Annotated in this window: 25 protein-coding genes; 19 read left to right on the top strand and 6 right to left on the bottom strand. The window is 48.1% G+C overall.

Translation table 11 applies throughout. The features are described 5' to 3' along the window. Positions 1–201: 201 nt before the first annotated feature. From acnB to CWI82_RS02465, 7 genes are all read left to right on the top strand, one after another. The gene (acnB, locus tag CWI82_RS02435; protein ID WP_130202545.1) at positions 202–2,790 is read left to right on the top strand and encodes a bifunctional aconitate hydratase 2/2-methylisocitrate dehydratase; all 2,589 of its coding nucleotides are present in this window, start codon (positions 202–204) and stop codon (positions 2,788–2,790) included. A gap of 299 nt (positions 2,791–3,089) precedes the next feature. After that, positions 3,090–3,617, top strand: coding sequence for a hypothetical protein (locus CWI82_RS02440; protein ID WP_130202546.1), 528 nt, complete (start codon positions 3,090–3,092; stop codon positions 3,615–3,617). A gap of 31 nt (positions 3,618–3,648) precedes the next feature. Beyond that, on the top strand, positions 3,649–4,281 hold the full coding sequence (locus CWI82_RS02445; RefSeq protein WP_130202547.1) for a penicillin-binding protein activator LpoB: 633 nt from the start codon (positions 3,649–3,651) through the stop codon (positions 4,279–4,281). Next, positions 4,238–5,470, top strand: a complete 1,233-nt coding sequence (locus CWI82_RS02450) for a hypothetical protein (protein WP_092856409.1) — start codon at positions 4,238–4,240, stop codon at positions 5,468–5,470. The genes CWI82_RS02445 and CWI82_RS02450 overlap by 44 nt, the downstream gene beginning before the upstream one ends. A gap of 20 nt (positions 5,471–5,490) precedes the next feature. Next, the gene (locus CWI82_RS02455) at positions 5,491–5,952 is read left to right on the top strand and encodes a putative periplasmic lipoprotein (protein WP_130202548.1); all 462 of its coding nucleotides are present in this window, start codon (positions 5,491–5,493) and stop codon (positions 5,950–5,952) included. 1 nt (position 5,953) lies between these two features. After that, positions 5,954–6,835, top strand: coding sequence for a hypothetical protein (locus CWI82_RS02460; RefSeq protein ID WP_130202549.1), 882 nt, complete (start codon positions 5,954–5,956; stop codon positions 6,833–6,835). A gap of 42 nt (positions 6,836–6,877) precedes the next feature. After that, positions 6,878–8,173: a S41 family peptidase gene (locus CWI82_RS02465; RefSeq protein ID WP_130202550.1), complete on the top strand. Its 1,296-nt coding sequence runs from the start codon at positions 6,878–6,880 to the stop codon at positions 8,171–8,173. A 63-nt stretch (positions 8,174–8,236) separates the two neighbouring features. Here CWI82_RS02465 and CWI82_RS02470 read toward each other — a convergent pair whose 3' ends face one another. Then, positions 8,237–10,066, bottom strand: coding sequence for a DUF885 domain-containing protein (locus tag CWI82_RS02470; RefSeq protein ID WP_130202551.1), 1,830 nt, complete (start codon positions 10,064–10,066; stop codon positions 8,237–8,239). A gap of 224 nt (positions 10,067–10,290) precedes the next feature. On the opposite strand from CWI82_RS02470, the gene CWI82_RS02475 reads away from it, so the two are divergent. Then, the gene (locus tag CWI82_RS02475; RefSeq protein ID WP_130202552.1) at positions 10,291–11,217 is read left to right on the top strand and encodes a Dyp-type peroxidase; all 927 of its coding nucleotides are present in this window, start codon (positions 10,291–10,293) and stop codon (positions 11,215–11,217) included. Between the two features lie 105 nt (positions 11,218–11,322). Here CWI82_RS02475 and argR read toward each other — a convergent pair whose 3' ends face one another. Continuing rightward, the gene (gene argR, locus CWI82_RS02480; RefSeq protein WP_130202553.1) at positions 11,323–11,796 is read right to left on the bottom strand and encodes a transcriptional regulator ArgR; all 474 of its coding nucleotides are present in this window, start codon (positions 11,794–11,796) and stop codon (positions 11,323–11,325) included. A 190-nt stretch (positions 11,797–11,986) separates the two neighbouring features. Between argR and mdh the strand changes: the two genes are divergently transcribed. From mdh to CWI82_RS02535, 11 genes are all read left to right on the top strand, one after another. Next, positions 11,987–12,919, top strand: coding sequence for a malate dehydrogenase (mdh, locus tag CWI82_RS02485; RefSeq protein WP_092856395.1), 933 nt, complete (start codon positions 11,987–11,989; stop codon positions 12,917–12,919). Between the two features lie 106 nt (positions 12,920–13,025). After that, positions 13,026–13,487, top strand: a complete 462-nt coding sequence (gene rrtA / locus CWI82_RS02490; RefSeq protein WP_165383863.1) for a rhombosortase — start codon at positions 13,026–13,028, stop codon at positions 13,485–13,487. Positions 13,488–13,557: 70 nt separating this feature from the next. Continuing rightward, positions 13,558–14,529 carry an octaprenyl diphosphate synthase gene (gene ispB / locus CWI82_RS02495; RefSeq protein ID WP_130202555.1) on the top strand — a complete coding sequence of 324 codons (972 nt, stop codon included), beginning with the start codon at positions 13,558–13,560 and terminating at the stop codon, positions 14,527–14,529. Positions 14,530–14,747: 218 nt separating this feature from the next. Continuing rightward, on the top strand, positions 14,748–15,059 hold the full coding sequence (gene rplU, locus CWI82_RS02500; RefSeq protein WP_130202556.1) for a 50S ribosomal protein L21: 312 nt from the start codon (positions 14,748–14,750) through the stop codon (positions 15,057–15,059). Positions 15,060–15,077: 18 nt separating this feature from the next. Further along, positions 15,078–15,335 carry a 50S ribosomal protein L27 gene (rpmA, locus tag CWI82_RS02505; protein ID WP_055439238.1) on the top strand — a complete coding sequence of 86 codons (258 nt, stop codon included), beginning with the start codon at positions 15,078–15,080 and terminating at the stop codon, positions 15,333–15,335. 148 nt (positions 15,336–15,483) lie between these two features. Continuing rightward, positions 15,484–16,653 carry an Obg family GTPase CgtA gene (cgtA, locus tag CWI82_RS02510; protein ID WP_130202557.1) on the top strand — a complete coding sequence of 390 codons (1,170 nt, stop codon included), beginning with the start codon at positions 15,484–15,486 and terminating at the stop codon, positions 16,651–16,653. Between the two features lie 117 nt (positions 16,654–16,770). Next, on the top strand, positions 16,771–17,280 hold the full coding sequence (gene folA, locus CWI82_RS02515) for a type 3 dihydrofolate reductase (RefSeq protein WP_130202558.1): 510 nt from the start codon (positions 16,771–16,773) through the stop codon (positions 17,278–17,280). Between the two features lie 116 nt (positions 17,281–17,396). Further along, complete coding sequence (locus CWI82_RS02520) at positions 17,397–17,807, top strand: DUF3718 domain-containing protein (RefSeq protein ID WP_130202559.1); 411 nt, start codon at positions 17,397–17,399, stop codon at positions 17,805–17,807. 89 nt (positions 17,808–17,896) lie between these two features. Next, positions 17,897–19,396: an alpha/beta hydrolase gene (locus CWI82_RS02525; RefSeq protein ID WP_130202560.1), complete on the top strand. Its 1,500-nt coding sequence runs from the start codon at positions 17,897–17,899 to the stop codon at positions 19,394–19,396. 11 nt (positions 19,397–19,407) lie between these two features. Further along, a complete protein-coding gene (locus CWI82_RS02530) occupies positions 19,408–20,142 on the top strand; it encodes an ABC transporter ATP-binding protein (RefSeq protein WP_092856377.1) in 735 nt (244 codons plus the stop codon). Beyond that, positions 20,139–21,299, top strand: coding sequence for an ABC transporter permease (locus CWI82_RS02535; protein ID WP_092856375.1), 1,161 nt, complete (start codon positions 20,139–20,141; stop codon positions 21,297–21,299). Before CWI82_RS02530 ends, CWI82_RS02535 begins: the two co-directional genes overlap by 4 nt. Before the next feature lie 124 nt (positions 21,300–21,423). Here the strand turns inward: CWI82_RS02535 and CWI82_RS02540 are convergent, their stop codons facing one another. The 4 genes from CWI82_RS02540 to CWI82_RS02555 form a co-directional block, all read right to left on the bottom strand. Further along, positions 21,424–22,752: an NAD(P)/FAD-dependent oxidoreductase gene (locus tag CWI82_RS02540; RefSeq protein WP_130202561.1), complete on the bottom strand. Its 1,329-nt coding sequence runs from the start codon at positions 22,750–22,752 to the stop codon at positions 21,424–21,426. A 19-nt stretch (positions 22,753–22,771) separates the two neighbouring features. Beyond that, on the bottom strand, positions 22,772–23,332 hold the full coding sequence (locus CWI82_RS02545) for a GNAT family N-acetyltransferase (RefSeq protein ID WP_092856371.1): 561 nt from the start codon (positions 23,330–23,332) through the stop codon (positions 22,772–22,774). A 96-nt stretch (positions 23,333–23,428) separates the two neighbouring features. Continuing rightward, positions 23,429–24,793 carry an adenosylhomocysteinase gene (gene ahcY / locus CWI82_RS02550; protein ID WP_092856369.1) on the bottom strand — a complete coding sequence of 455 codons (1,365 nt, stop codon included), beginning with the start codon at positions 24,791–24,793 and terminating at the stop codon, positions 23,429–23,431. Positions 24,794–24,917: 124 nt separating this feature from the next. Beyond that, positions 24,918–25,931 (bottom strand): adenosine kinase, encoded by a 1,014-nt coding sequence (locus tag CWI82_RS02555; protein WP_130202562.1) that lies wholly within the window; start codon positions 25,929–25,931, stop codon positions 24,918–24,920. Between the last annotated feature and the right edge of the window lie 32 nt (positions 25,932–25,963).

Here is a 25,963-nt window from a genome sequence, read left to right on the forward strand (position 1 = left end):
ATATTGGATATTAGAACTGATGTATCGGGTATATATGTTTTCTCTAATATCTAATATCCAATAGCTAATATCGCTTTTGCTCTCCATTCACAGCTTTTATCGCAAAGATTGACGTATATATCCCCTTATGAATTTTATTCAGTCACAAAACCTCGTATAATTCTGCGCACTTTTAAACCGCAACAGCAAAAGGGGTACCCAGTGCTGCAAGAATATCGTAAGCATGTCGAAGAGCGGGCCGCAGAAGGCATTCCGCCAAAACCACTGACAGCAGAGCAAGTTGCTGATTTAGTTGAATTATTGAAAAACCCACCAGCCGGTGAAGAAGACTTCCTGGTTGAACTTATTTCTGAGCGTGTGCCTCCAGGCGTTGACGAAGCAGCCTATGTAAAAGCTGGCTTCTTGTCAGCTATCGTGAAAGGCGAAACCAGCAGCCCAGTTATCAGCAAAGATGCTGCGGTATCATTGCTCGGTAACATGCACGGTGGTTATAACATCGTGACGTTGGTTGAGTTGCTTGATGACGCGGAACTGGGCGAATTAGCTGCGGCAGAATTGAAGCACACATTGCTTATGTTTGATGCCTTCCACGATGTGGAAGAGAAAATGAAAAACGGCAACGCATTGGCGAAAGAAGTAATTGAATCATGGGCCGATGCCGAGTGGTTTACTAGCCGTGACGAAATGCCAGAAGCGATTAAAGCAACGGTATTCAAAGTAACTGGCGAAACTAACACGGACGATTTGTCACCAGCACCAGATGCTTGGTCGCGCCCAGATATTCCGTTACACGCCAAAGCAATGTACAAAATGCCACGCGAAGGCGTGACTGATGCGGCGAAGCAAATTGAAGAGCTGAAGCAAAAAGGTCACCCAGTTGCATTCGTTGGTGACGTTGTAGGTACCGGTTCATCGCGTAAGTCAGCAACCAACTCAGTACTTTGGTTCATCGGTGAAGACATGCCAGGCACGCCAAACAAGCGCGCTGGCGGTATCTGTATTGGTGGCAAGGTTGCACCAATCTTCTTCAACACCATGAAAGACGCAGGCGCGTTGGTGTTTGAAGCAGACGTTGAAAAAATGAACATGGGTGATGTGATCACTATTTACCCATATGCCGGCAAAATCGAAAATGAAGCGGGCGACGTTATTGCTGAATACGACTACGCTTCACGCGTGATTCTAGACGAAGTTCGTGCTGGCGGTCGTATCAACCTGATCATCGGTCGCGGTTTGACTGAGAAAGCTCGCGAATCTTTAGGTATGGGTCCATCTGACTTGTTCTTGAAGCCTGAGCAACCGGCTGACACTGGCAAAGGTTATACCTTAGCGCAGAAGATGGTTGGTAAAGCTTGTGGTATGGAAGGCGTACGCCCAGGCACCTATTGCGAACCGAAAATGACCACTGTAGGTTCGCAAGATACGACTGGCCCTATGACCCGTGACGAGTTGAAAGACTTGGCATGTTTAGGTTTCACCGCTGATTTGACTATGCAGTCATTCTGTCACACGGCAGCGTATCCGAAGCCTGTCGATATCGAAACGCAACACACCTTGCCAGATTTCATCATGAACCGTGGTGGTGTCAGCTTGCGTCCGGGCGACGGTATTATCCACAGCTGGTTGAACCGTATGTTGTTACCTGACACCGTTGGTACGGGTGGTGACTCGCATACGCGTTTCCCATTGGGTATTTCGTTCCCAGCAGGTTCTGGCTTAGTCGCGTTCGCGGCAGCAACAGGCGTTATGCCGTTGGATATGCCAGAGTCAGTATTGGTGCGTTTCAAAGGTGAAATGCAGCCAGGAATCACGTTACGTGACTTAGTACACGCTATTCCTGCGTTTGCCATTAAAGAAGGCTTACTGACCGTTGAAAAACGCGGTAAGAAGAACATCTTCTCGGGTCGCATTCTTGAAATTGAAGGCTTGGATCACTTAACGGTTGAGCAAGCATTCGAATTATCAGACGCTTCAGCAGAGCGTTCAGCTGCAGGTTGTACTATCAACTTGTCAGAAGAATCAGTGGCTGAGTACTTACGTTCGAACATCACCATGTTGCGCTGGATGATCAACGAAGGCTACGGTGATTCACGTACGCTCGAGCGTCGTGCACGTAAGATGGAAGAGTGGTTAGCGAACCCGCAATTAATGCGTGCTGATGCTGATGCTGAATACACAGCTGTCATCGAAATCGATTTGGCTGATATCAAAGAGCCAATTGTTTGTTGCCCGAATGACCCAGACGACGCGAAATTCTTGAGTGAAGTTGCTGGCGATAAAGTTGACGAAGTGTTCATTGGTTCATGTATGACCAACATTGGTCACTTCCGCGCAGCAGGTAAGTTGCTTGAGAAGAACACCCAAGAGCTGAACACGCGTTTGTGGATTGCACCACCAACCAAGATGGACGAAGCGCAGTTACGCGAAGAAGGTTACTACAACATCTACGCGAACAACGGCGTGCGCACTGAAATGCCAGGTTGTTCACTGTGTATGGGTAACCAAGCACGTGTTGAGCCAGGTGCTACTGTATTGTCGACGTCAACGCGTAACTTCCCGAACCGTTTAGGTGACGGAGCAAACGTGTACTTAACCTCAGCTGAATTGGCTGCAGTAGGCGCTATCTTAGGTAAATTGCCAACGCCTGCAGAGTACATGGAATACGCGCAAGATATTAACGCGATGGCTGGCGAAGTTTATAAGTACTTAAACTTCGATCAGATGGACGCTTTCCGCGAGGCAGAAGCCGCCGCCAAAGCCAACATCATCCCAACCATTAACGTGGCGTAGCCCGGCGTTCTACGCCGGGTGGCGCGAAGCGCCGTTAATATCCGGGGCTTCCGCAGTGTCCGTGACCTCGCATCCGCAGTGTCCGTGACCTCGCATCCGCGGTGTCCGCGACCTCGCCACAACAGTCTATAAAAAGAGCTCTCCCCTCGAGCTCTTTTTTTTGCCAAAAATTCAATCTGTTAAAAAAAATTATAAATTTATCTTGCGATAACTTAATCTTTGCATAATCTTAACGTAACTGCTTACGCAGTACGCAGATGTAAAACAACAACAATAATTCCAGCTCACGGAGAGCTCCAATGAACAAACTCAAACTCGCCCTTGTGGCCCTCGCCGCCCTTACTTTAAGTGCTTGCGCCATGGGTCCTCAACTCGCGCAACCTTACCAATTAACTGCTCCTCCAGCTATTCAAGACAATAGCGGGGAATACATGAGCCCGTACACTTCAGACGGCGTGTTAGCTGAATGGGTTAACAATGCTCGTAACGCTGAAATGGGCGCTGCAATCGGCGGTATGGCCGGTGCTTACGCTGGACAAAAGCTTGCAGAAAACATTCCATTTATCGGTGGTTGGTTGGGTCAAGAAATCGGTAATACAGTTGGCCGTGAAGTCGCTTTAGAAATGGCCGGTGGTGAAGAAGTTATCCGTGGTACTTCAGATATTTCTTTCAACAGCCTGTATGAGCTTTCGGTATGGATGTACGTCACACATTCAGCGCATCCGCATTATCAAGATGCACTCGAATCCGCGATGTCGATCTACCCAGAATTGAAAACAGTGTATACCCAGTCGCTTTATCAAGCTTCTGCGCAAGCAGGTTTTTAATTTCTAAGTTAACCAATCAAAGGCATTTGTTATGAAATATTTAGTGATGACAGCCGCCTTGGCAAGCACACTTGTGCTTGCCGGCTGCTCAAGTACGACAATTGATAATAGCGCTGGTCGCGCAACTGTCTATGAAGATGCGCGTTCGCCAGGCAAGGTGCAAGGGGTTGGCGTTGAATCGCAAGATATCATGGCAGTAACCGATCAGATGATGCGCGATATGCTCAGCAATCCACAGCTTGTCAGTCGTGAGGTTGCACCGCGAATCATTATTGATAGCCAATACTTCACCAACGAAAGCTCGTCTCGAATCAACAAAAACATGTTAACCGATCGGCTGCGCATTAATTTGAACCGCGCCTCGAACGGCCGTCTCGTTTTTGTCGGTCGTGAGTACGCCGATATGGTAGAGAAAGAGCGTGAATTGAAACGTATGGGCGTCGTTGATGGTGGCACTATTCGTTCTACGCAGGCTACTGCTGGCGCTGATTTTCGTTTAGTTGGTCGCATCATGTCACTTGATGCCATGGATACCCGTAGCCAAGAGCGTTCTCGGTATCATCAGATCACCTTTGAACTCGTAGACCTTGAACTCGGAACCTATGTCTGGAGTGGCATGTATGAATTCCAAAAAACTGCACAAGACGACGTTATCTATCGCTAGTGCAGCATTGGTATTGGCGTTGGCTGGGTGCACAAGCACTGGGCCAGCGCAGTACCAGCCTCTAGCGCTGAACACCCAAGAACAAGACGCCGTTGCAGACAAGCCAGCTTATCTACAACCGCTTTACCGTAAGCTGTTTCAAGAAGGTAAGCGTAATGAAGTTCTGAATCGCATGGAAATCGGCACTGCAGCTTTTTATCGTGGCGACCTTGACCTAGCACGTGAGAATTTTGATGCCGCATTAGAAACCATTGAAACGGTCTATGCTGACAATGAAGCGGCGACACAAGCACGCAGTTTATGGCACGAAGAAGGTCGTAAAGATTTTAAAGGGGAACCGTATGAGCGGGCGATGGCTTACTACTATCGCGGCCTCATTTATCTTATCGATGGCGAATACGACAATGCCCGCGCGAGTTTTGTCAGTGGTCTAATGCAAGATGCATTTGCTGAAGAAGAACAAAATCGTAGTGATTTTGCGGTCATGATGCTTTTGGCTGGCTGGTCAGCTCAGAAAATGGGAAGTCCAGTGTTAGCTGAAGAAGCCTACGATGAACTTCGCGCTTTACGTCCTGATTTTCCAATCCCTGCGGCCGATGACAATGTGTTGATCCTTGCGGAAACAGGGTTTTCACCGCGGAAACTTGCCGATGGCATGGGACATTATGAATTAGTGTTCCGCCCGGGTAAAAACTTCAAAGAAAAACATGTTGTTCTCGACACCGGGGCTGAACAACTCGAGTTAGCACCCATTGAGAGTGTTTATTGGCAAGCAACCTCGCGAGGTGGTCGTCCGGTTGATGCAATTATTGAAGGCAAGGCTGCGTTTGCGAATACCACCGCAGATCTTGGTCGCGATTTAGCTCAGCTTGGCGTCACCGCACGGGTATTTTCACCGGCACTTGGCGGTAGTAGTGGTCAAGTGGGGAATACACTGGCATTAATTGGTGTGGCAAGCATGGCGTTATCTGCGAATGTGAAGCCGCGTGCTGATATTCGCTATTGGTCACGTTTACCTGACGCGGTGCATACCTCGACGATGCGCGCCAACATTGCCGATGTCTCGCAATGGCAGGCCAGTTATACCGATATCGATGGCAATCCAGTCGCCTTGCAATCTGGTGTGTTTCGACACTATCAAGATCCGCAGGGTAATCATATCGTTTGGCACAGTTCACGGGCCCGATAAGAACAATAAGGAACCCAACAATGAAACGTAAGTTATTGATTGCAGCAGGTATCGCACTCACGTTAGCCGGCTGTGGTAGCACTCAAAATGGTTATAGTGGCGCACATCCAGTACAGCGCACAACCACCAATGAAATGAACACTATTGTGTTTATTGATCACAACTTAAACCGTACCGATATCACCAAATCTTTTTTGGGTGAACGTGTTCGCGAAACCGTAAAAGTGACGCTTGATCGTAGCGGCATCAGTAACACAGCGACGGGACAACTCGAAGTTTGGACGATGATCCGCAACCGTACAGATTACGATTTGCAGATTGAAGGCAAAGCGTTGTTTTTTGATGCAAACCAAGCACCACTGATGGACGAATCGATGTGGCGACGGGTCTATGTGCCAGCTAATGGTACAGCGATTTATAAAGAAACCTCATTGAATGATCGTGCCGAGTATTTCTTGGTAGAACTTAGAGAAGGTCGATAATATGAAAGCCGTGCATATTTATACTTTGTGTGCGGCTGCCACCTTATTGGGTAGCAGCTTTGCCAATGCGCAAGATGCGCCCGCACAACCCATGCTGAATGACAGCTATTTTGATCGTGCGCGCACCGCAGAACAACAACAAGTTAGCTTGCTCAATGTTGATCAAGCTACGTTTAAGGCGGCTTACGATAAAGCAGGCCGACCCAAGTTAGTGATGTTAGTGGGGGAGCCTTTCAGTGATATGGTGTCGGATTGGCACATGCAGCGCCGCGTGAGTGTCAATGCTCAAGCAACGGGCACTGAGGGGACATTCGTTCCGGAATCACAAAGTGTGCAAGTGGGAGTCGAACAACGCAGCTATGCAAATCCGCGCCGTTCAACGATGCTCACTGCAGCGCAATGGGATGAATATCAACGCGGCTATCAAAGCACCCTGATGCAGTACGGCGTGCGTTTGGTCAATCGTGCCGTCGCCATGCGCTTATTGGATTCTGAAATTCGCGCGGATTCAAAACGAAATCCACAAGACGATAATCAACGTCTTGAAATGGACATGCTACGTAAGCACACGAACCTGCTCCTAGAAGTTATGCCTTATCGCGAAACCAAGCTGAATTTTGAGCCGATTGGTTATCAAATAACGATGACGTCTTTGGAAGATGCCACCTTGTTGGCCGATGATCGTGTTCCAATTCCGCAAGGTTTGATGGAATATCGCGCTGGCGCCGGCGGCTATAATTTGCAACGTCCGCGCCAAGTTGCCGGCGTAACAGCTCAACCGGGTGGCTACGAAGTCATTGAGGAAGAGCTTGAGTTATGGGCAGAGCAAGGCCAACTCGCTGCGCAAGCAACACTACAAATGCTTTACGACCGCTATTTGTAGCGCTACGCTCTAAAGCACAGCAAACTCAGGAGTCACTGTGCTTTGAGCGCATTCAAATGGATTCTCTGCGGATTAATTGGGCTACTTGCCGCATGCAGTAGCTCAACGCCGCCACCATCACTGACCCTCAATGACGGCGTGTATTGGTCCAGCCATTACCAAAGCTACCTCGTTGTTGATGATGCAATTGTCACACGTTATCAGTGGACACCAAGCCAGTGTTGGGCAGCTGACGCCGGTTTACTTCCGAGAGTATTTTCCAGTTCACAAAACCCCGGCCAACACATATGGATTGGTGCTGGTGAGCGCACGTTAGTACTGCAACGGTTGTCGGATGGTCTCCCGGTGATGTTTACGCGTGAACCGTTTCTACCACGTCATTGCGATACGCCGCCAGATGCCAGTGCCGTCGCAGTCGTCGACACCGTTGCTGAAATACTGGCGCAATTTCAACATGGCCTTTCACAAGCAGACCTATTACGCTGGCGTTACGAGGCAAGCCTGCTTGATAAAGCGACATCGATGCCGAAGTTGGACCGAAAATTAGCTCTATTTCAGGTTGTCAGCGAGGTTTTGGAAGACAGTGGCGATGAACATGCTTTTGTGCTGGCAAACGATATTCAGCGTTATCACCGCGTCAGTGATTTCGCCGTCGGCGAATCCCAGCGTGAGCATTCCCGACAAAAGCTGTTGCGAGATTTGCGTAATAGTCGACTCAGTCAAAGTTGCAACGAAGGGTTGTGGTGGGGGTTACTAGCGTCCGGCGAATATTATATCGGTGTGCAGCGTTTGCATTTATACGCAGCCGACGCGGCTTATAGCGAGGCGGGACAACGCTGTTTGCAGCGCGCCCTGCGTGACATTGAAGACGATCTGCGCTTAACCGCACAGGCGACGGGCTTAAAACCAAAGCTCTTAATTGATTTGCGTTTTAATGAAGGTGGCAGTTTGCTGCTGGCGAGTCAGCTTGCGAATAGTTTGGTTAGTCGCGATGAGCCGTTAACGATAATACGGCAACAGGCGGTTTATGAGCAGCGCACGCCTAACTTAGGCGAGCTTCATCAACGTGGCACCGTTTTGATTACCGAAGTCACGGCAAGTGCAGCCGAACACCTCGCACAGGCTTTACGGCTTCGTGGTTTTGTGTTGCGCGGGCAGAATTCGCGGGGCGCATTCGCCCCGACGACTGTGAAGAACTTACCCAATGGTTGGGTGGTTGGTTTATCAATGTATGCGCCACAAGAAGTGGTGGATGGCCGCGGTACAGTGTTACCTGAAGGTGTTGGGCTTACCCCCGACGAACCGCTCCCTCCGGAAGTGCTGTTTCCGGCGAAGTAGCAATCACAGCGCTACGCGCTACCCGGCGCATCAACACCGAATTATCCCCATGCAATCACGGCGCTATGCGCCACCCGGCGTGGAACGCCGGGCTACGGTTTCATCTATCCAGTTGCGGATTTCTTGTTCGAGAATGTCGAGAGGGACGCTGCCGTTGCGAAGTACCACATGGTGAAATTCACGTAGGTCGAAATCTGCACCCAGTGCCGCTTCTGCTTCGGTGCGTAACTGCCGAATTAACATTTCCCCAAGCTTGTAAGAGAGCGCCTGGCCCGGCCACGTAATATAACGGTCAATTTCTGTTTTGACGTTATGTAAACTTAATGCCGTGTTTGACGCCATAAAATCCATTGCCTGCTCACGGGGCCAACCCATGGCATGCATACCCGTATCAACAACTAAGCGCGCGGCACGCCACATCTCGTAGCTCAGACGGCCAAAGTCACTGTACGGGTCTTGATAAAAGCCCATTTCTTTACCGAGCCACTCAGAGTACAAACCCCAACCTTCACCGAAGGCTGAGATATAGGTGTAGCGACGATAGTCAGGAAGATCGTCCATTTCTCGCGCTAACGCGCCTTGTAAGTGGTGACCTGGCACCGCCTCGTGCAAGGTTAAAGCCTCTAATTGATAGAGCGGGCGGCGATCTAACGCATAGGTATTCACCCAATAAAAGCCTGCGCGATCACTTCGATTACTGCCGGCATAGCGGCCCGTTGTGTATTTTGGCGCAATCTCTGCAGGTACCGGCGCGACACCGTATGGCTGACGCGGTAGCAGTTTAAAGAACTTCGGCAATTCGCCATCGGCTTTTTTGGCAATAAACGATGCTTCTTTCAATAATTCATCAGCGGTTTTCGGATAAAATTGTGGATCAGTTCGTAAGAAATCCGTGAACTCCTCAAAGCTTCCTTTAAAACCAGTTTTTTCAATGACTACCGCCATTTCATTGCGGATCCGCTTCACCTCGTCGAGGCCGCGCTGATGAATTTCTTCGGGCGTCAAATCTAACGTGGTGTAGTGTTTAATGCGGTTTTGATAGTACTCGCGACCATTCGGTAATTCGCTCGCGCCAACGCTTTCACGACTATTAGGCAGATACTCCATCACCATAAAATCAAAGTAGTCTTGATAAGCTGGAAGCACTAAGCCATCAATTATTTGTGCCGCTTGCTGTTGCAATTCTTGCCACTGCTCGGCGTTCACGAATACGGGTTTGTTGGCCTGAAACGGTTGATAAAACAGGCTGTCTTGTGGTGCTTGCACAATGTAAGCCGCAATACTTTCTTCAAAGCCTTGCATCGCCGCCTTCGGTTGCGTGTAGCCTTCTTCTAATGCCGCTTTCAGCCAATCAGTTTGCTGCGCCATGTAGCGTGGGATAGAGCGCAGACGCTGCAGATAATTTTGATAATCTTCGAAACTACGGAAGCTAGCATTACGCACCATAAAGCCTAAGTTACTATGAAAACCGCCTTCAGCATTCAACGGCATGTAATGTTCTTTGTAGGTGTAACCATCAATATCGTTTTTCAATCGATAGGTCAGCATGCGATGGTTAATTTGGTTTTGGCGAGATAATGCCTCGACATCAATTTGTTCAAGTTGCGCAAGCCACACTTTTTGTGAATCAGCTCGCTGCTTTAATAACTCCGCCGACATATCCGGCAGCACATCGCTTTGCCATGGATTCTGCGCTTGTAGCTTTTCATAAATATCATTGGCCAGCGTTTGATAACGGCTATCTGCACTTTCAACAACTTGTTTCGTTGCGGTATCAGGTTTCGGTTCTTGTGTCGCGGCACAACCGCCGAGTAAAAAAGTGAGTGAGGTTGCTAATAAGGTCGCTTGAAACAGTGGTTTTTTGCGTGACACAACGGTTAAATCTGAACGCATGATATCTCCGGCAGTTGGCTCAATGAGTTATAACGTTTTAATATGACATGAATTTGCTAGACTTTTATATCAACAAGCATCAACAAACGTGTCAATTTATGGTAAAAATCATTTATCAATTAAAACCAATCTATGGCACAACCAAACCTTTACCACAAGAGCATTGCGATTGATGCGTTAATTTCGGCGAGGAACCGCGCTAAATTGTGGCCAATGAGGAATCTATGAATAACGCGCAAACCGGCATTTATGCAGAACCCAATCTACACGGCATAACGCTTTTATTGAATGTTATGACCGATGATGCCGATTATATGCGCCGTAAATTAGCGCGGGTGCCACAGCTCATCGATGACCTCGACGTACGTTTCTCAGAGTCGATGCTCAACGGCTTTATCGCCATTGGCAGTGATTATTGGGATGTACTTTATCCAGACGTGCGTCCGCTACAGCTTGCTAGTTTTCCGGATTTGAGTGACGGCGATAGACAAACACCGCGAGAGTCAGCTGATTTATTGCTTTGCATTCGCTCTGATCGATTTGACGTGAATTTTCAAGCAGCACGCACACTCATGGAGTGGCTCGGTCACGATGTCGAATTAGTCGAACAAAATAATACCTTCCGCTTTATGGATGGCCGCGATTTACTCGGTTTTATTGACGCCCCTGATAACCCGAGAGGCATGCGTCGACGCGAAGTATCTGTGGTTGCCGATGATGCTATTTTCAAAGGTGGCAGTTATGTCTTCACCCAAAAATTCCGCTACGATTTGCGCCGCTGGGAACAATTAAGCACGGAAATTCAAGAGCATGTGATGGGGCGTAAAAAAGTAACCGGCGAACGGATTAGCGAAGCCGTTCTGAGTATGGTCACCCATACTCAAAAAGCTCGCTTAATTGATGCCAACGACCAGCCATTAGAGTTACTGCGCCAAAACATGCCATGGGGTAATTTGCGCGAGCAAGGCCAGTTGGCGATGTACTTTACCGGTAAGCCAAAGCATGTGGTGCAATGGTTGCGTAATCGATATATAGCGGATGAGCAGGGTGAGTATGATCCGTTACTGGATTACATTGAGGCGACGGCTAACGCAGCCTATTTCGCCCCCTCCATCGAGTTCCTGAAAAACAAAAGCGATATTAGCCGTTAGATATTGGATATTAGAAAAACAAAGGCGATATTAGCTATTAGATATTTGATATTAGCGCTGATGTATCGGGTATTTATCTTTTTTCTAATATCTAATATCCAATAGCTAATATCGTGGTTGCTCTTCAAATAGCTTTTTCACGTTTTGTAGCGTGAAATCAATCTCCGACACCTTCAGTGGTGCAATGAAAATCGTGTCATCGCCCGCAATAGTGCCCAACACGCCTTCTTTTTTGCCAACCGAATCAAGCAAGCGAGCAATCAATTGAGCTGCGCCTGGTGTGGTGCGAATAATCACCATCACATCATTATGCTGTATATCTAAAACAAGCTGGGTTAATGGCGCACGGGTGCTTGGAATACCAAGTTCGGCGGGTAAACAGTAGACCATTTCTTGTCGTGCATTGCGCGTACGAACGGCACCATATTTGCTCAACATACGCGACACTTTCGATTGACTAATGTTTGCGAAACCCAATTCCTTCAAGGCGTCGACTATTTCACCTTGCGAACCATATCGCTCTTCTTTTAATAGCGCCTTGAAGGCTTCAATCATGTCTTCGGTTTTTTTAGTTGGCATGTTAATCGCTCAATTCGTCGTGCAAAATAATTCTCAAAATAATCGTCCATCATATACGTGCGGCAGACTTAAGCAAGAGTTACGCAAGGATTTCAGAGCGCGCATAACAGCGCCCTTGGTTGTAATTTGGGCGTAAAAAGAGTAAAGTTTTCGGCCTAAAATTTCCCCACATAACTGGATGGAGTCTGAGATGAAAGTTGCAGTTTTAGGTGCAGCTGGCGGTATCGGCCAAGCACTATCATTACTTTTGAAAACCCAATTACCGGTTGGTTCTGAGCTAGCGTTATATGACGTAGCGCCTGTTGTTCCTGGTGTTGCTGTTGATCTCAGCCACATTCCAACCGCGGTGTCTGTAAAAGGCTACGGCAAAGACGATTTAGCATCAGCATTAGTTGGTAGCGATATCGTATTGATTCCAGCCGGTGTACCACGTAAGCCAGGTATGGATCGTTCAGACTTATTTAACATCAACGCTGGTATCGTTGCTAACTTGGTTGAAGCAATTGCTGACAACTGCCCGAATGCCTGTGTTGGTATTATCACCAACCCAGTCAACACAACTGTTGCTATCGCGAAGAAAGTGCTTGAGAAAAAAGGCGTATACAACAAGAACAAATTGTTCGGTGTGACCACACTTGACGTGATTCGTGCAGAAACTTTTGTTGCTGAAATTCACGGCAAAAACCCAGCTGAAGTAACCGTTCCAGTTATCGGTGGTCACAGCGGCACGACTATTTTGCCATTGTTGTCACAAACTGGCCTGAGCTTCACTGATGAGCAAATCGAAGCCTTAACCAAGCGCATCCAAAACGCTGGTACTGAAGTTGTTGAAGCGAAAGCTGGCGGCGGCTCAGCGACCTTATCAATGGGTCAAGCAGCGGCGCGTTTCTGTCTATCTTTGGTTAAAGCATTACAAGGCGACAACAGCGTTGTTGAATGCACCTACGTTGAAACTGATGGCAAAGATGCTTTGTTCTTCGCTCACCCAGTTCGCCTAGGCGCGAATGGTGTTGAAGAAATTCTGTCATACGGCGAACTCAGTGCTTATGAAGAAAAAGCGAAAGCTGACATGTTGGATGGTCTGAAAAACGACATTCAAATCGGCTTAGATTTCGTTAAATAAGAACAGCTTCACAATGCCTAAGCAGAGCGTCTTACCACCCATCGTGATAAGTGCTCTGCTTTTTTGTTGCTTTTATTTTCTCACACCTTGGCACGACGATTTATTAATGCGCTATCCGCGCGTGATGGATGGTTTTTGGTGGCAGCTTATAACCAGTCAGTTCATGCATCACGATGCACCGCACTTATGGTTCAACATCGCCGGTGTCTGGATAGCTTGGTTACTATTCCCTGATCAATTAAAAACACCGCACAACTGGTTAGTTGGCTTACCCATATTACTCACCAGCAGTATTGTCGAACTCTTTGGGGCTCCTACGTACGAAGTCTACGCTGGTTTCTCCGGCACTCTTTACGGCCTGTTCGCTTATGCAGCGCTCAAAGATGCGCTCAATAGAAATTGGATAGGTGGTGTCGTGTTCGCCGCCTTAGTAATAAAAATCTTGATGGACTGGGATCAACCAGAAACAGGCGATGCAATTGCTGTATTTGCACATGTCGGCGGGGCGATAGGCGCAGTTAGTCTAGTTTTTGCCGAAAAACTTGCGTTGAAGCGCAATACCAAGTAGCTAATCGACTGTGTTCATTCGCTAATTTCGTGTACAATCTTTGGCTTAATTTAACAGTCACACTGAAGCTATGAAGTTATCAGAAATCAACGCCTTGATGGCCGACGACATGACCGGAGTGAACCAACTAATTGGTGCTGAACTTCAGTCGGATGTCGCACTAATCAATCAATTGGGTCTGTATATTGTCAATAGTGGTGGCAAACGTTTGCGTCCGCTGCTTGCCGTGACCGCCGCTCGCGCTGTCGATTATCGAGGGCAAGGGCATCTCACCCTTGCGACTATTATTGAGTTCATTCACACAGCTACCTTATTACATGATGATGTTGTCGACGCATCAGAATTGCGCCGCGGCAAAGAAACCGCGAATGCCGTGTTCGGTAACGAAGCAAGTGTGCTGGTTGGTGACTTTCTCTATACCCGCGCGTTTCAGCTGATGGTGACGTTGAATTCCATGAAGGTGATGAAGATTCTCGCCGATGCCACCAATATCATTTCGGAAGGTGAAGTATTGCAGTTAATGAACTGCAACGACCCCGATACCACCGAAGCCAGCTACTTTGATGTAATCTACGGCAAAACCGGCAAGCTCTTTGAAGCAGCCACACAACTTGGCGCCGTGTTAGCGGAGCAACCACAGCAAGTTGAAGATGCATTAGCTGCCTATGGTCGCCACCTCGGCACTGCATTTCAGTTGGTTGACGATCTATTGGATTACACCGCAGATAGCGAAACGATGGGCAAACAAGCTGGCGATGACCTCGCTGAAGGTAAGCCAACATTACCGTTGTTATACGCCATGTGGCATGGCAATGATGATGAAGCCGCAATGATTCGTCTTGCGATTGAACAAGGTGACGGACGCGATCAATTGCAACAAGTGCTGACAGCTATGCAACGTACCGGCGCACTTGAATACACACGTAACCGTGCGCTAAAAGAAGCAGAATTGGCACAGCAACAGTTGGCGCATTTGCCGGAGTCGCCGTATCGCGAGGCGCTGCATGCACTAGCAGCCATCGCCGTCGACCGCATCGCTTAAAAACAAAAGCGATATTAGCTATTAGATATTGGATATTAGTGCCGAAGTATCGGGTATTTGTGTTTTATCTAATATCTAACAGCTAATATCGTTCTTGCTTTTCTAATATCTAATATCCAATAGCTAATATCGTAGTTGCATTTCGCCCCGTAGGGGCATATAATTCGCGCCCTGAATTTAATTCAAATAAGCCCCCTCGGGGAAAATCGGAGAAAGACATGTACGCAGTATTCCAAAGTGGCGGTAAGCAACACCGTGTAACTGAAGGCCAAATCGTCCGCCTGGAAAAGCTGGAAGCAGCCACTGGTGATGTGGTTGAGTTCGACCAAGTATTAATGCTGTCGAACGGTGACGACGTGAAAATCGGCGCACCTTTTGTTTCTGGTGGCTCTGTTAAGGCGGAAGTAGTAAACCATGGTCGTGCAGACAAAGTGAACATCATCAAGTTCCGTCGTCGTAAGCACCACATGAAACGTCAAGGTCATCGTCAGTGGTTCACCGAAGTGAAAATCACTGGTATTAACGGTTAATTGAAGGAGTAACGACACATGGCACACAAAAAAGCCGCAGGTTCAACTCGTAACGGTCGTGACTCAGAAAGTAAACGTCTGGGTGTTAAGCGCTTCGGTGGTGAGTCAGTTTTAGCTGGTAGCATCATCGTTCGTCAACGTGGTACTAAATTCCACGCTGGTGACAACGTCGGTATCGGCCGTGACCACACTTTGTTCGCATTGGCGGACGGCAAAGTTTCTTTTGCGGAGAAAGGTCCTAAGAACCGCAAATACGTTAGCATCGTAACTGAATAATCGTAGCCCGGCGTTCTACGCCGGGACGTGGCGCAGCGACGGTGAATCTCGCCACAGCTACGCTAAGTCTCAAATACGGCTAACAATGAAGTATTGAAACCCCGTCCGGAGTGGCGGGGTTTTTTCATGTAAGCAGATAGGTAAAATCATGAAGTTTGTAGATGAAGTCGAAATTCGCGTAGAAGCAGGCGACGGCGGTAACGGCGTTGTTAGTTTTCGACGTGAAAAATATATCCCCAAAGGCGGTCCCGATGGCGGTGACGGTGGCGATGGCGGCGACGTTTATCTAGAAGCCGATGAAAACCTAAATACGCTGATCGATTACCGCTTTGAGCGTTTCCACCGTGCCCAGCGTGGTGAAAACGGTCACGGCAAAAACTGTACCGGTAAACGCGGTGCAGATTTAGTCTTAAAAGTGCCAGTAGGTACCCGCGCGACTGATCAAGAAACCGGCGAAGTGTTAGGTGATTTAACACGCCACGGTTTACGTCGTATGGTTGCCAAAGGTGGATTCCATGGTTTGGGTAACGCGCGCTTCAAAAGCTCGACTAACCGTGCGCCACGCCAAAAAACAATGGGCACACCAGGTGAAATCCGCACCCTGAAACTCGAACTCATGTTGCTTGCTGATGTGGGTCTCTTGGGTATGCCTAACGCTGGTAAATCAACCTTTATTCGCTCTGTTTCAGCAGCTAAACCCAAAGTAGCTGATTACCCATTCACCACCTTGGTTCCTAACCTCGGTGTTGTTCGTCCAGTGCCACATGCAACCTTCGTTATCGCCGATATTCCAGGTTTGATTGAAGGTGCCGCTGAAGGTGCAGGCTTAGGTATTCGCTTCTTGAAACACCTTGAGCGTTGCCGTTTATTGTTGCATCTTGTTGATTTAGCACCGTATGATGAAACTGATCCAGCTGAGCAAGCGGTGAAAATTGTACGCGAACTAGAAAAATACAGTCCGGAACTTGCGGCGAAACCACGTTGGTTAGTGGTCAATAAAGTTGATTTGCTAAGTGAAGAGCAAATTGCCGAAGGCATCGAACGCGTCAAAGAAGCGCTTGAGTGGGATGGTCCTGTTTACCAAATCTCAGGCCTATCAAACATCGGCACAGATGCGCTATGTAAAGAAATCATCGCGTACTTAGAATCATTGCCGAAGCAAACGCCAGAAGAAATGGAAGCGGAAGCCAAGGCCAGTGTTGAGTTCAAGTGGGATGATTACCACAAGCAGCAGCTTGAAGCGTTTGAAGACGAAGATGATGACGATGATGACTACGACGACGATGATTACGACGTCGAAGTGATCTACCAAAAATAAAAGCGTTGCTCGTTATTCGTACGTTCGCTTCGCTCACTGTTCGTGCGTGCTGCGCATTTTTCGAACAGCGCAGCGTACGAATCACGAATAGCGAAGCGCACGAATAACGAGGTTATTATGCATATTGCTTTAGTGGCGGCTATGGCGGCCAATCGCGTCATTGGCAAAGACGGCAAAATGCCTTGGCATCTCCCTGCAGAACTTCAACATTTCAAACGTGTGACGCTCGGTAAACCAGTGGTTATGGGGCGCACAACTTACGAGTCGATTGGGCGCCCATTGCCAGGGCGCACCAACATTGTCTTAAGTCGCAAATACCAACAGCCGTATACCGATGAGCAAGGTGTGATTTGGGTCAGTAGCCCAGAGCAAGCTGTGCATGCCGCTGGTCATACCGAAGAGTTGATGGTTATTGGGGGAGGGCATGTTTATGCGGAGTTTTTGCCGCATGCGCATCGTCTCTATCTTACCCAAATTCAGTTGGAAACCGACGGCGACACGTTTTTCCCAGATTATCATGCGCAAGCAACATGGAATTTGGTTGAATCGGTTGAGCATCCTGCCGATGAAAAAAATCCCTACCCATTTGTAACAGAAGTTTACGAGCGCGAAACAGCTGACCGCTAAGCCAAATAAAGTGTAAAAAACCCGTTAACGGCGGTTGTTTTTTAACATTTTAATCCGTTGCGAACGCCTATTGTGGTCGTTAACATACCTTTCAAATAGTGATTTAGTGAAAGTGTATGAACGGTTTTGGTACGGCAAAAAAGAGTTTACTGACGGTTATGAGTACAGCATTACTGCTGACAAGCGGAGCTACCGGCGCACAGCCAGCACTCGCGACGTTCGGCGATGATGTTGCGCTACTGTTTTGTAGCCAAGTACGTCACAACAACTCACAGGATTTCCGTAACAAACTGCGCGAGTATCGCTTGCGCATCCGTGACATTTACCCACGTATTCGCTGTAATGGTGAAAGCATGATTCAATTTGCCCACCACAGCGGCTCTGCGGAAATCGGCCGCTTTATTGCCAATAGTGTACTGATTCGTGATTTGTACGATGTCGGCGATGTGAGTTGGGCTCGTCAGCTGCCTCAGCAAAATAGCATTCGCCAAGTTATCGAAGAACGATTGCAGCAAGTATCTCAATAAACTAAAACAAACTTTTACAGTTTGCAGCTTTCCACTCACCACCGAGAAAGGATAGACTGGGCACAGTTGTTACAACCGGATAACAAATCATGCGAAATAAGGGAATATCAGCTCTAGCACTTTTGCTAGGGGGAACACTATACATCGGTACTCCAGAAGCTGCCTTTGCAGCGTCACAAGACGATGCCAGTCAAGAATCACCTGCGCTTCAGCAACAAGAAAAACTCACCTCGTGCTATTTGAAAAATATTAGTGAGCAAGTTTTATGTGGCTCGCTCATGGTTCCCGAAAACTATGACCAACCAGAGCAGCGCCAAATATCAATTAATTATGCTGTTTTACCTGCCGTAAGTGAAAACAAGAAAGCGGATCCGTTGCTGATTTTGGCTGGTGGGCCAGGGCAAGCCGCAACTGAGCTAGCTGCTATGATTAACCGCATGTTTAGCGATGTTCGTAAACAACGAGACATTCTGTTAATCGACCAGCGTGGTACCGGGAACTCAAATCCTCTTAGTTGCGAGCTTAGTCATGTTGATGAGTTGGTCAAAGCGGATGATGATATCGATTTAGCGCGAATCGCAGGCGAATGTTTAGCGCAATATAAAGATGAAGACCTCACCCAATACCACACCGTGAATGCAATTCGTGATTTCGAAGCAGTGCGTGAGCATTTAGGTTACCCGCAAGTTAACTTATACGGCGGTTCGTATGGCACACGAGCCGGTTTAGTCTACATGCGTGAAGCATCGGAGTCTGTGCGAGCTGCGGTATTAGATGCTGTGGCACCGCCAGAAGTTGTGGTCGGGCCGTTTGGGCGTCATGGCGCAGATTCATTTAACTTGTTGTTAGAACATTGCGCGCAATCGGCAGCTTGCCAAGCGACCTTTCCTGAACTGAAAACTACTTACGCGGAAACTCTGGCAAAACTGGAAGAAGAGCCGGTGCCGTTGACCGTGAATGACCCGCTGACTAATGAACCAACGGATATTCTGATCACCGCCGGTCGTTTTACTTCGGTTATGCGTGTCGGGCTATATCATCCAGTAACACGACAATTATTGCCTTATGCAATTCAACAAACGCATCGCGGCAACTACACCCCGTTAGTGGGATTAATTGGCAGCAGCATGTCGCAGTCTGAAATGTATATGGGATTAACCTTATCGGTGCTTTGTAGCGAAGACTTGCCACGTGCAACCGATGAGCTGTTAGCAGCAGATGGCGATAACGATTTCATTGGTTCGCGTACTGCCGATGCATTTGTTGAAATGTGTTCGGTATGGCCATCGGTGCCACGCCCTGAGTCATGGTTTGAACCAGTTGCGAGTGATATTCCAAGCTTGTTATTGTCAGGTCGTTTAGACCCAGTAACGCCACCAACGTGGGGCGCATTAGCAGCGCAAACGCTACCAAATAGCCGTCATCTGATTGCCCCAAATGGCTCGCATACTATCGCCGGCCATACATGCGCGAATAAATTAGCGACGCAGTTTATCAATACACTCGATCTTGCGGCACTGGATGACAGTTGTTTGCAAAATCAAAAACCAATGCCGTTTGTTCTCAATGCCAACGGCAAAGGCTTGTAAGGTACCCGACCATGATTCAAGTGACAGAACTGCGTAAACAATTTGGAAAAGTCACCGCGTTAGACGGGCTTACTTTTACCGCCCCAGAAGGGCAAATTACGGGTTTATTAGGGCCGAATGGCGCTGGTAAAACAACCTGCCTTCGAACCATTTATGGGTTATTAAAAGCAGACAGCGGGCAAGCATTAATTGACGGGATCGATGCCAGCAAACAGCCGTTAGAGGCGCGTCGCAATATCGGTATTTTCCCAGATAAATTCGGCCTTTATGAGCGTTTAACTGCGCGCGAGCAAGTCGCTTATTTTGCGGCACTGCATGGACTTGAAAAAGACGCCGGGCAGGCGGCTGTACAGGAAGCTCTAGAGCGCCTCGATATGCTTGCGATTGCCGACCGAAAGGCAACCGGCTTCTCACAAGGGCAGCGTATGAAAGTTGCGCTTGCACAAGCCATTGTGCATCGTCCGAAGCATCTTATTCTCGATGAGCCTAGCCGTGGTCTCGATGTAATGAGTACCCGAATTTTGCGCGACTTATTACGTGAGCTGCGTAGTCAAGGCACCAGTATTTTGTTCTCAAGCCATGTCATGCAAGAAGTAGCGGCCCTTTGTGACCAAGTTGTTGTAGTCGCGAAAGGGAAAGTCGCAGCACAAGGCACCACCGACGAACTGTGTCAGTTAACGGGTGAATCAGCGCTCGAAGAAGCGTTTGTAAAAATAATCGGAACCGATGAGGGAATCGCTGCATGAGCAAGTCTGTTCGCAGTCCAATAGGAATTGTTTGGCGCAAAGAATTAAAAGACGCTATTCGTGATAAACGCTCAGTTATGGCCGCTATGTCTTACGCATTTTTCGGCCCATTGTTAATGGCTGTTGCCTTTTATGTCATGATCAGTCAATTGACGGATCCGAGTGATGTTGAAATCGATATTAAAGGCGCAGAACACGCACCGGCACTCATCGAATATTTACAACAGCAAGGTATTGTTGAACGTGAAAAGGCGTGGCCAGCAGGGCAGCAACCTATTGAGTTAGTGATCGGTGAGAGTTGGGCCGATGATATCGCTAAAGCGCAGCCGGCGCCGATTACGTTAACCGCTGACTTTAGTGCGACTAAACAACGTTCGGATATTCGCCGTATTGAGAAAGCTATTGAAGGCTACGGTAGTAAACTCTCGTTTATTCGTATGCAAATGCGCGGGCTCGACCCACGCGTGGTGCAGCCTATTGACTTAGTGAAACACGACACGGCAACCAAAGGCTCGCGCTCGGCTATTCTCATGGGCAGTGTCCTGATATTTATCCTGTTGTCAGTGTTCTTTTCAGGTATGAATGTAGCGATTGATATCAGTGCCGGTGAGCGTGAACGTAACTCACTCGAACTGCTATTGTCACAACCGCTTAGTTCGCATCAGCTGGTGCTTGGTAAAGCATTTGCAGCGAGTTGTTTTGCGATGTTTGGTGGCATTTTGAGTGTCGTGCTGATACCGCTAATCTTCCGCTTTTTGCCACTACACGATATTGGGATTAGCGTCGCCATTGAATGGCCGATGATGTTGCTGATGGTGTTGATGCTGGCGCCATTAGCGTTATTTGCAACCGCACTGCAGTTGTTTGTCAGCTTCCGCGCAAAAAGCTTTAAAGAAGCTCAAACGTATATCTCATTTTTGCTGATGTTACCGATGCTTGCGGTATTTGGCGTTGAATTTGCGCGCCTTAAGAACCCAGTACTGTACTATTTGCCGCTGACGGGACAACACCAAGCGCTACTCGATATTATTAAGGGCGAGGCGTTGCAGTGGTTGCCGTTGGTGGTGAGTGGGGTGGTAACGGCAATTGTGAGTTTGTTGATTATTCGCGTGATTGGTCGGATGCTCGCCAGCGAAAAAGTCGTCTTCGGTCTTTAAACCCAAAAACGATATTAGCTATTGGATATTGGATATTAGAAAAGTAATAAATACCCGTTTACATCACATCCATTATCCATTAGCTAATATCGAACTTGCACTTCGAATATCTAATATCCAATAGCTAATATCGACTTTGAATTTGATAGTAAAGCCACTGGCCGAGGCGGCGCAGTTGCGGCAGAGGAAACTTCGGTAACGGCGACTCATAAAACGGTAGCGCTGGAAGCTTCTCGCCCATCGCTAACTGTGCGACTCTTTGACCCGCTAACTGCGTAAACGTCACCCCTGCGCCACAATAGCCCATGCTCGTAAATACGTTTGCGGCTGGGCTATAAATGCGCGGGTAGTCATCTAGCGCCACCGATACCCAACCACTCCAACTGTATTCAGGTTTCTCTTGGCTCAATTGCTTTAACGCTGGAAAAGTATCAGCCATAGCACTCAATAAATGGCGCTGATAACGCTCCTTGTGGGCATCTTTGCCACGAATGGCACCGCGTCCACCAAATAATAGGCGACCATCGGGCAACAGCCGGAAGTAATATTTGAGTGTGCGAGTATCCATGACGAGTTCGTGCGGAGCAACACCAATGGCGGCGCGCTCGGAATCAGTTAATTGGCGCGTAACCAAGACACTCGAGAGAACCGGTAGGCTGCGTCCGTGAATGGCTGGGTGTAAATGGTTAGGCGTATAACCATTAGTGGCAACAATCACTTTGTTCGCAACAATACTGCCGCGTGGCGTCGTTAATTGATGCTGACCGTTACTGAGTGTTTGCCAATGTTCAACTGGTGCATTTTCAACTAGGGTGGCACCGGCAGCGACTGCTTGCCGTGCAACACTTGCAAGCAACAACAGTGGGTTCACTCCAAAACTTTGCGGAAAGTGAATGGCCGCAAACGCTTGTGGACTTTTCACTCGGGCCTGAATTGCGTCGTAATCAAGCCAGTTTGTGTTCGGCTCATATTGGCATAACGCCCGATATTGTTGCTCAAGCTCGCCTATTGCTGCGGACTTGTGAGCAATTTTCAAATAGCCACCACGTTGGACTTGCAGCTGTTCTGGACAAGCCTGCAGGTGACGCTCAAGACGTTCAAAGGCGAGTTGATATTCATTTTGAATTGCTTGCGCGACGGCCTCACCGCAGCGTTTCTTCCAAGCAACATAACCCAAGCGACCAGTGCCTGGCATTGCAAAGCCGGCATTGCGCGTTGAACACCCCCAGCCGAGCTGATTCGCCTCCACCACAACAACGCGTTGTTGAAAGCGCTCAGCGAGCTCAAGGGCAGCGTTCAGACCGGTATAGCCGGCGCCAATCACCACAATATCAGCTTGTTCAGGTAAGGTGTCGGCGCATTGCGGCCACGAAGTTTGGGTGTGTGCGTGCCAATAGCTGGCAGGATAGGGTTGATTGGGGCCTGGATTTTTGTCGTGAAGAGGATCGTACATTGCACCAGGCCTTATTGAATCAATTAAATTTAAGTATCATCTCACCCGCGGTGCAATAGCACACACCGTCGCAGACAGGGCAGTGGTAGCCTTCGTTAATGGATAGGTCATACCAACGCTTATCGTGCTCCTGAATCAATTCACCTCCACAGCGGGTGAAGTATTCGAACGCCGCGTTATCAGGACTCTGCATCCAAATATGTGCTAAACCCGCCGTGCATCCGAGTTTTTTCGCTTCAGCAATCGAATGGTCAAGCAAGCCACGACCAATACCACCGCCACGTACGTCGGGGTCAACGGCCACACACTTGAAGTAGCACAGTTGTTCAGCTGGCACTGGCCAATCAGATGGGCTGCAATGGCCATCAATATCCCAGTTGCCCGGCGCAAACGTCAGCCGAATACCGGCCAATTTGCCATCGGCAAACGCTAACCAATTCAGGTTGATATCGCCAACGCGGCCGCGCTGATCATAATCCGCAAGCGACTCTGGCGTTAAGTAGTTATCGCCATGTACGCGGTTGCCTAATTCAAGTACGGCCGCGTAATCGGCGGCCGTCATTTGTCTATATTCAATCATAAAAACCAGGTTCGATATTAGATATTAGATATTGGATATTAGTAAGAGCGGCATCGCTAATATCTAATATCCAAATGCTAATATCGTTTTCGTATTTTAGTAGCGGTAGTCGTCGGACTTAAACGGTCCTTCAACAGCCACGTGAATATAATCAGCTTGCTGCTGAGTCAATTTCGTCATCACACCACCGAAACCCTGCACCATATAACGCGCAACTTCTTCATCCAATTGCTTAGGTAATACTTCAACGCGCAACTTGGCAGCTTTCTCAGCCGCTGGCAAATCAGCAAACTTCTCGTCAAATAAGTGCATTTGCGCCAATACCTGGTTGGCAAAAGAACCATCCATGATACGGCTTGGGTGACCCGTTGCGTTGCCTAAGTTTACCAAACGGCCTTCTGATAACAACAGCAAGTAATCGTTCTCATCATCGCTACGATGAATTTTATGCACCTGAGGCTTCACTTCATCCCAGCGCCAGTTTTCACGCATAAATTTGGTGTCGATTTCGTTATCGAAGTGACCAATGTTACAAACCACAGCAGTTGATTTCAACGCTGCCAACATGTGACGGTCACACACATTGACGTTACCGGTGGTGGTGACAATCAAATCGATGTTTTGCAACAAGTCGCGATTGATGCCATCGGCAGAGTTCGTGTTAACACCATTGATGTACGGCGATACAACCTCATAGCCGTCCATACATGCCTGCATAGCACAAATCGGATCCACTTCAGTGATTTTGACGATCATGCCTTCTTGGCGCAGACTTGCCGCTGAACCTTTACCAACATCACCGTAGCCAACGACCAAAGCTTTCTTACCTGATAATAAGTGGTCGGTTGCACGCTTGATCGCGTCGTTTAACGAGTGACGGCAACCATATTTGTTGTCGTTTTTCGATTTGGTAACCGAGTCATTCACGTTGATTGCAGGTACTTTTAAGGTGCCGTGCTTGAGCATTTCCAATAAACGATGCACACCGGTTGTGGTTTCTTCGGTGATACCGTGAATTTTATCGAGCATGTGCGGATATTTTTCGTGAATCAGCAGGGTTAAGTCACCGCCGTCATCCAAAATCATGTTGGCATCCCACAACTCACCGTCTTTATGACAAGTTTGCTCGAGGCACCATTCATATTCTTCTTCAGTTTCACCTTTCCAAGCAAACACTGGCACACCAGCGGCTGCCATAGCTGCTGCTGCGTGGTCTTGCGTCGAGAAGATGTTGCAAGATGACCAGCGCACTTCAGCACCAAGCTCAATCAAGGTCTCAATCAAAACCGCAGTTTGAATGGTCATGTGAATGCAGCCGATGATGCGAGCACCAGATAGCGGCTTGCTATCAGCATATTTACGACGAATGGTCATCAATGCTGGCATTTCAGATTCTGCGATAGCAATTTCTTTACGGCCCCAATCGGCCAAGCTAATGTCTGCGACTTTGTAATCTTGCATAAATACCTCTTAATTCGTTACTCAAAAAGCGAGTTCGATATTAGCTATTGGATATTAGATATTAGAGAAAATCGAAACATCAGGGCTAATATCTAATATCCAATAGCTAATATCATGTTTGCTTTTAATTAAATTCGGGTTCGTGCTGGAGGCGAATCAACAACTGCTGCTGCCGATCAAGACTCAACCGAGGACCAAAATTCGATACCACCTCGGCTGCCGCATGGCTCGCCAACAAACCACATGCCGCCAATGAATAATTACGCGTGAGCCCATACATCATGGCACCAGCAAACATGTCACCCGCACCATTGGTATCAACCGCTTTAACTTTTACGCCAGGAATCACCACCTGGCGTTCGCCGTCGCCTAGTAAAGCGCCGTTCTTGCCTAGTGTAATCGCGACCAAATCGGCATGCTGTTGTAATTGCTGCAGCGCTTCTTGTACGTCTGTGGTGCCCGTTAAGATCCCAGCTTCTTCTTCATTACAGAATAGAACGTCAACGCCACCATCAAGAATCAAATCGATGCCATCACGGAAATACTTCACCATGGCTGGATCGGAACAGGTGACAGCGATTTTCGTACCGTTGGCACGGGCAATCTCTTTCGCGCGAACGATAGCTTCACGCGCGACCATTGAGGTGACCAGGTACCCTTCAATGTAGAGATACTGAGCGCGCGCAATCGCGTCTTCATCAAGCTCGTCAACAGATAGATCGGCAGTGATACCCAAGTAGGTGCGCATCGTACGTTCGGCGTCTGGGGTGACCATCACCAAACAGCGACCGGTTTTACCTTCGTGCTTTTGGCTACCTGTATTGGTGGTAATGCCAACTTGCTCCAAATCTTCACAATAAAATTTGCCAGCGTGGTCATCAGCAACTTTACAGCAATAAAATGCTTTGCCGCCAAACTGGGCAAAACCCACTAACGAGTTGGCTGCAGAACCACCGCCAGATTGCTTCTTTAATTCGCCGCGTTGAGCCAATAACTTGATAAGGCGCTCTTGGTCCTCATCTTCTATCAGTGTCATCATGCCTTTTTCAATTTGATGCTGCTGTAGAAATTCGTCTGTGACTTCAAATTCCTGATCAACGAGCGCGTTGCCAATTCCAACGATATCAATAGGTTCCATGCCTTTCTCGTATAAGGTTTTCATTACGTTAT

The sequence above is a fragment of the Pseudidiomarina tainanensis genome, from assembly GCF_004214835.1.
Classification (GTDB): Bacteria; Pseudomonadota; Gammaproteobacteria; order Enterobacterales; family Alteromonadaceae; genus Pseudidiomarina; species Pseudidiomarina tainanensis.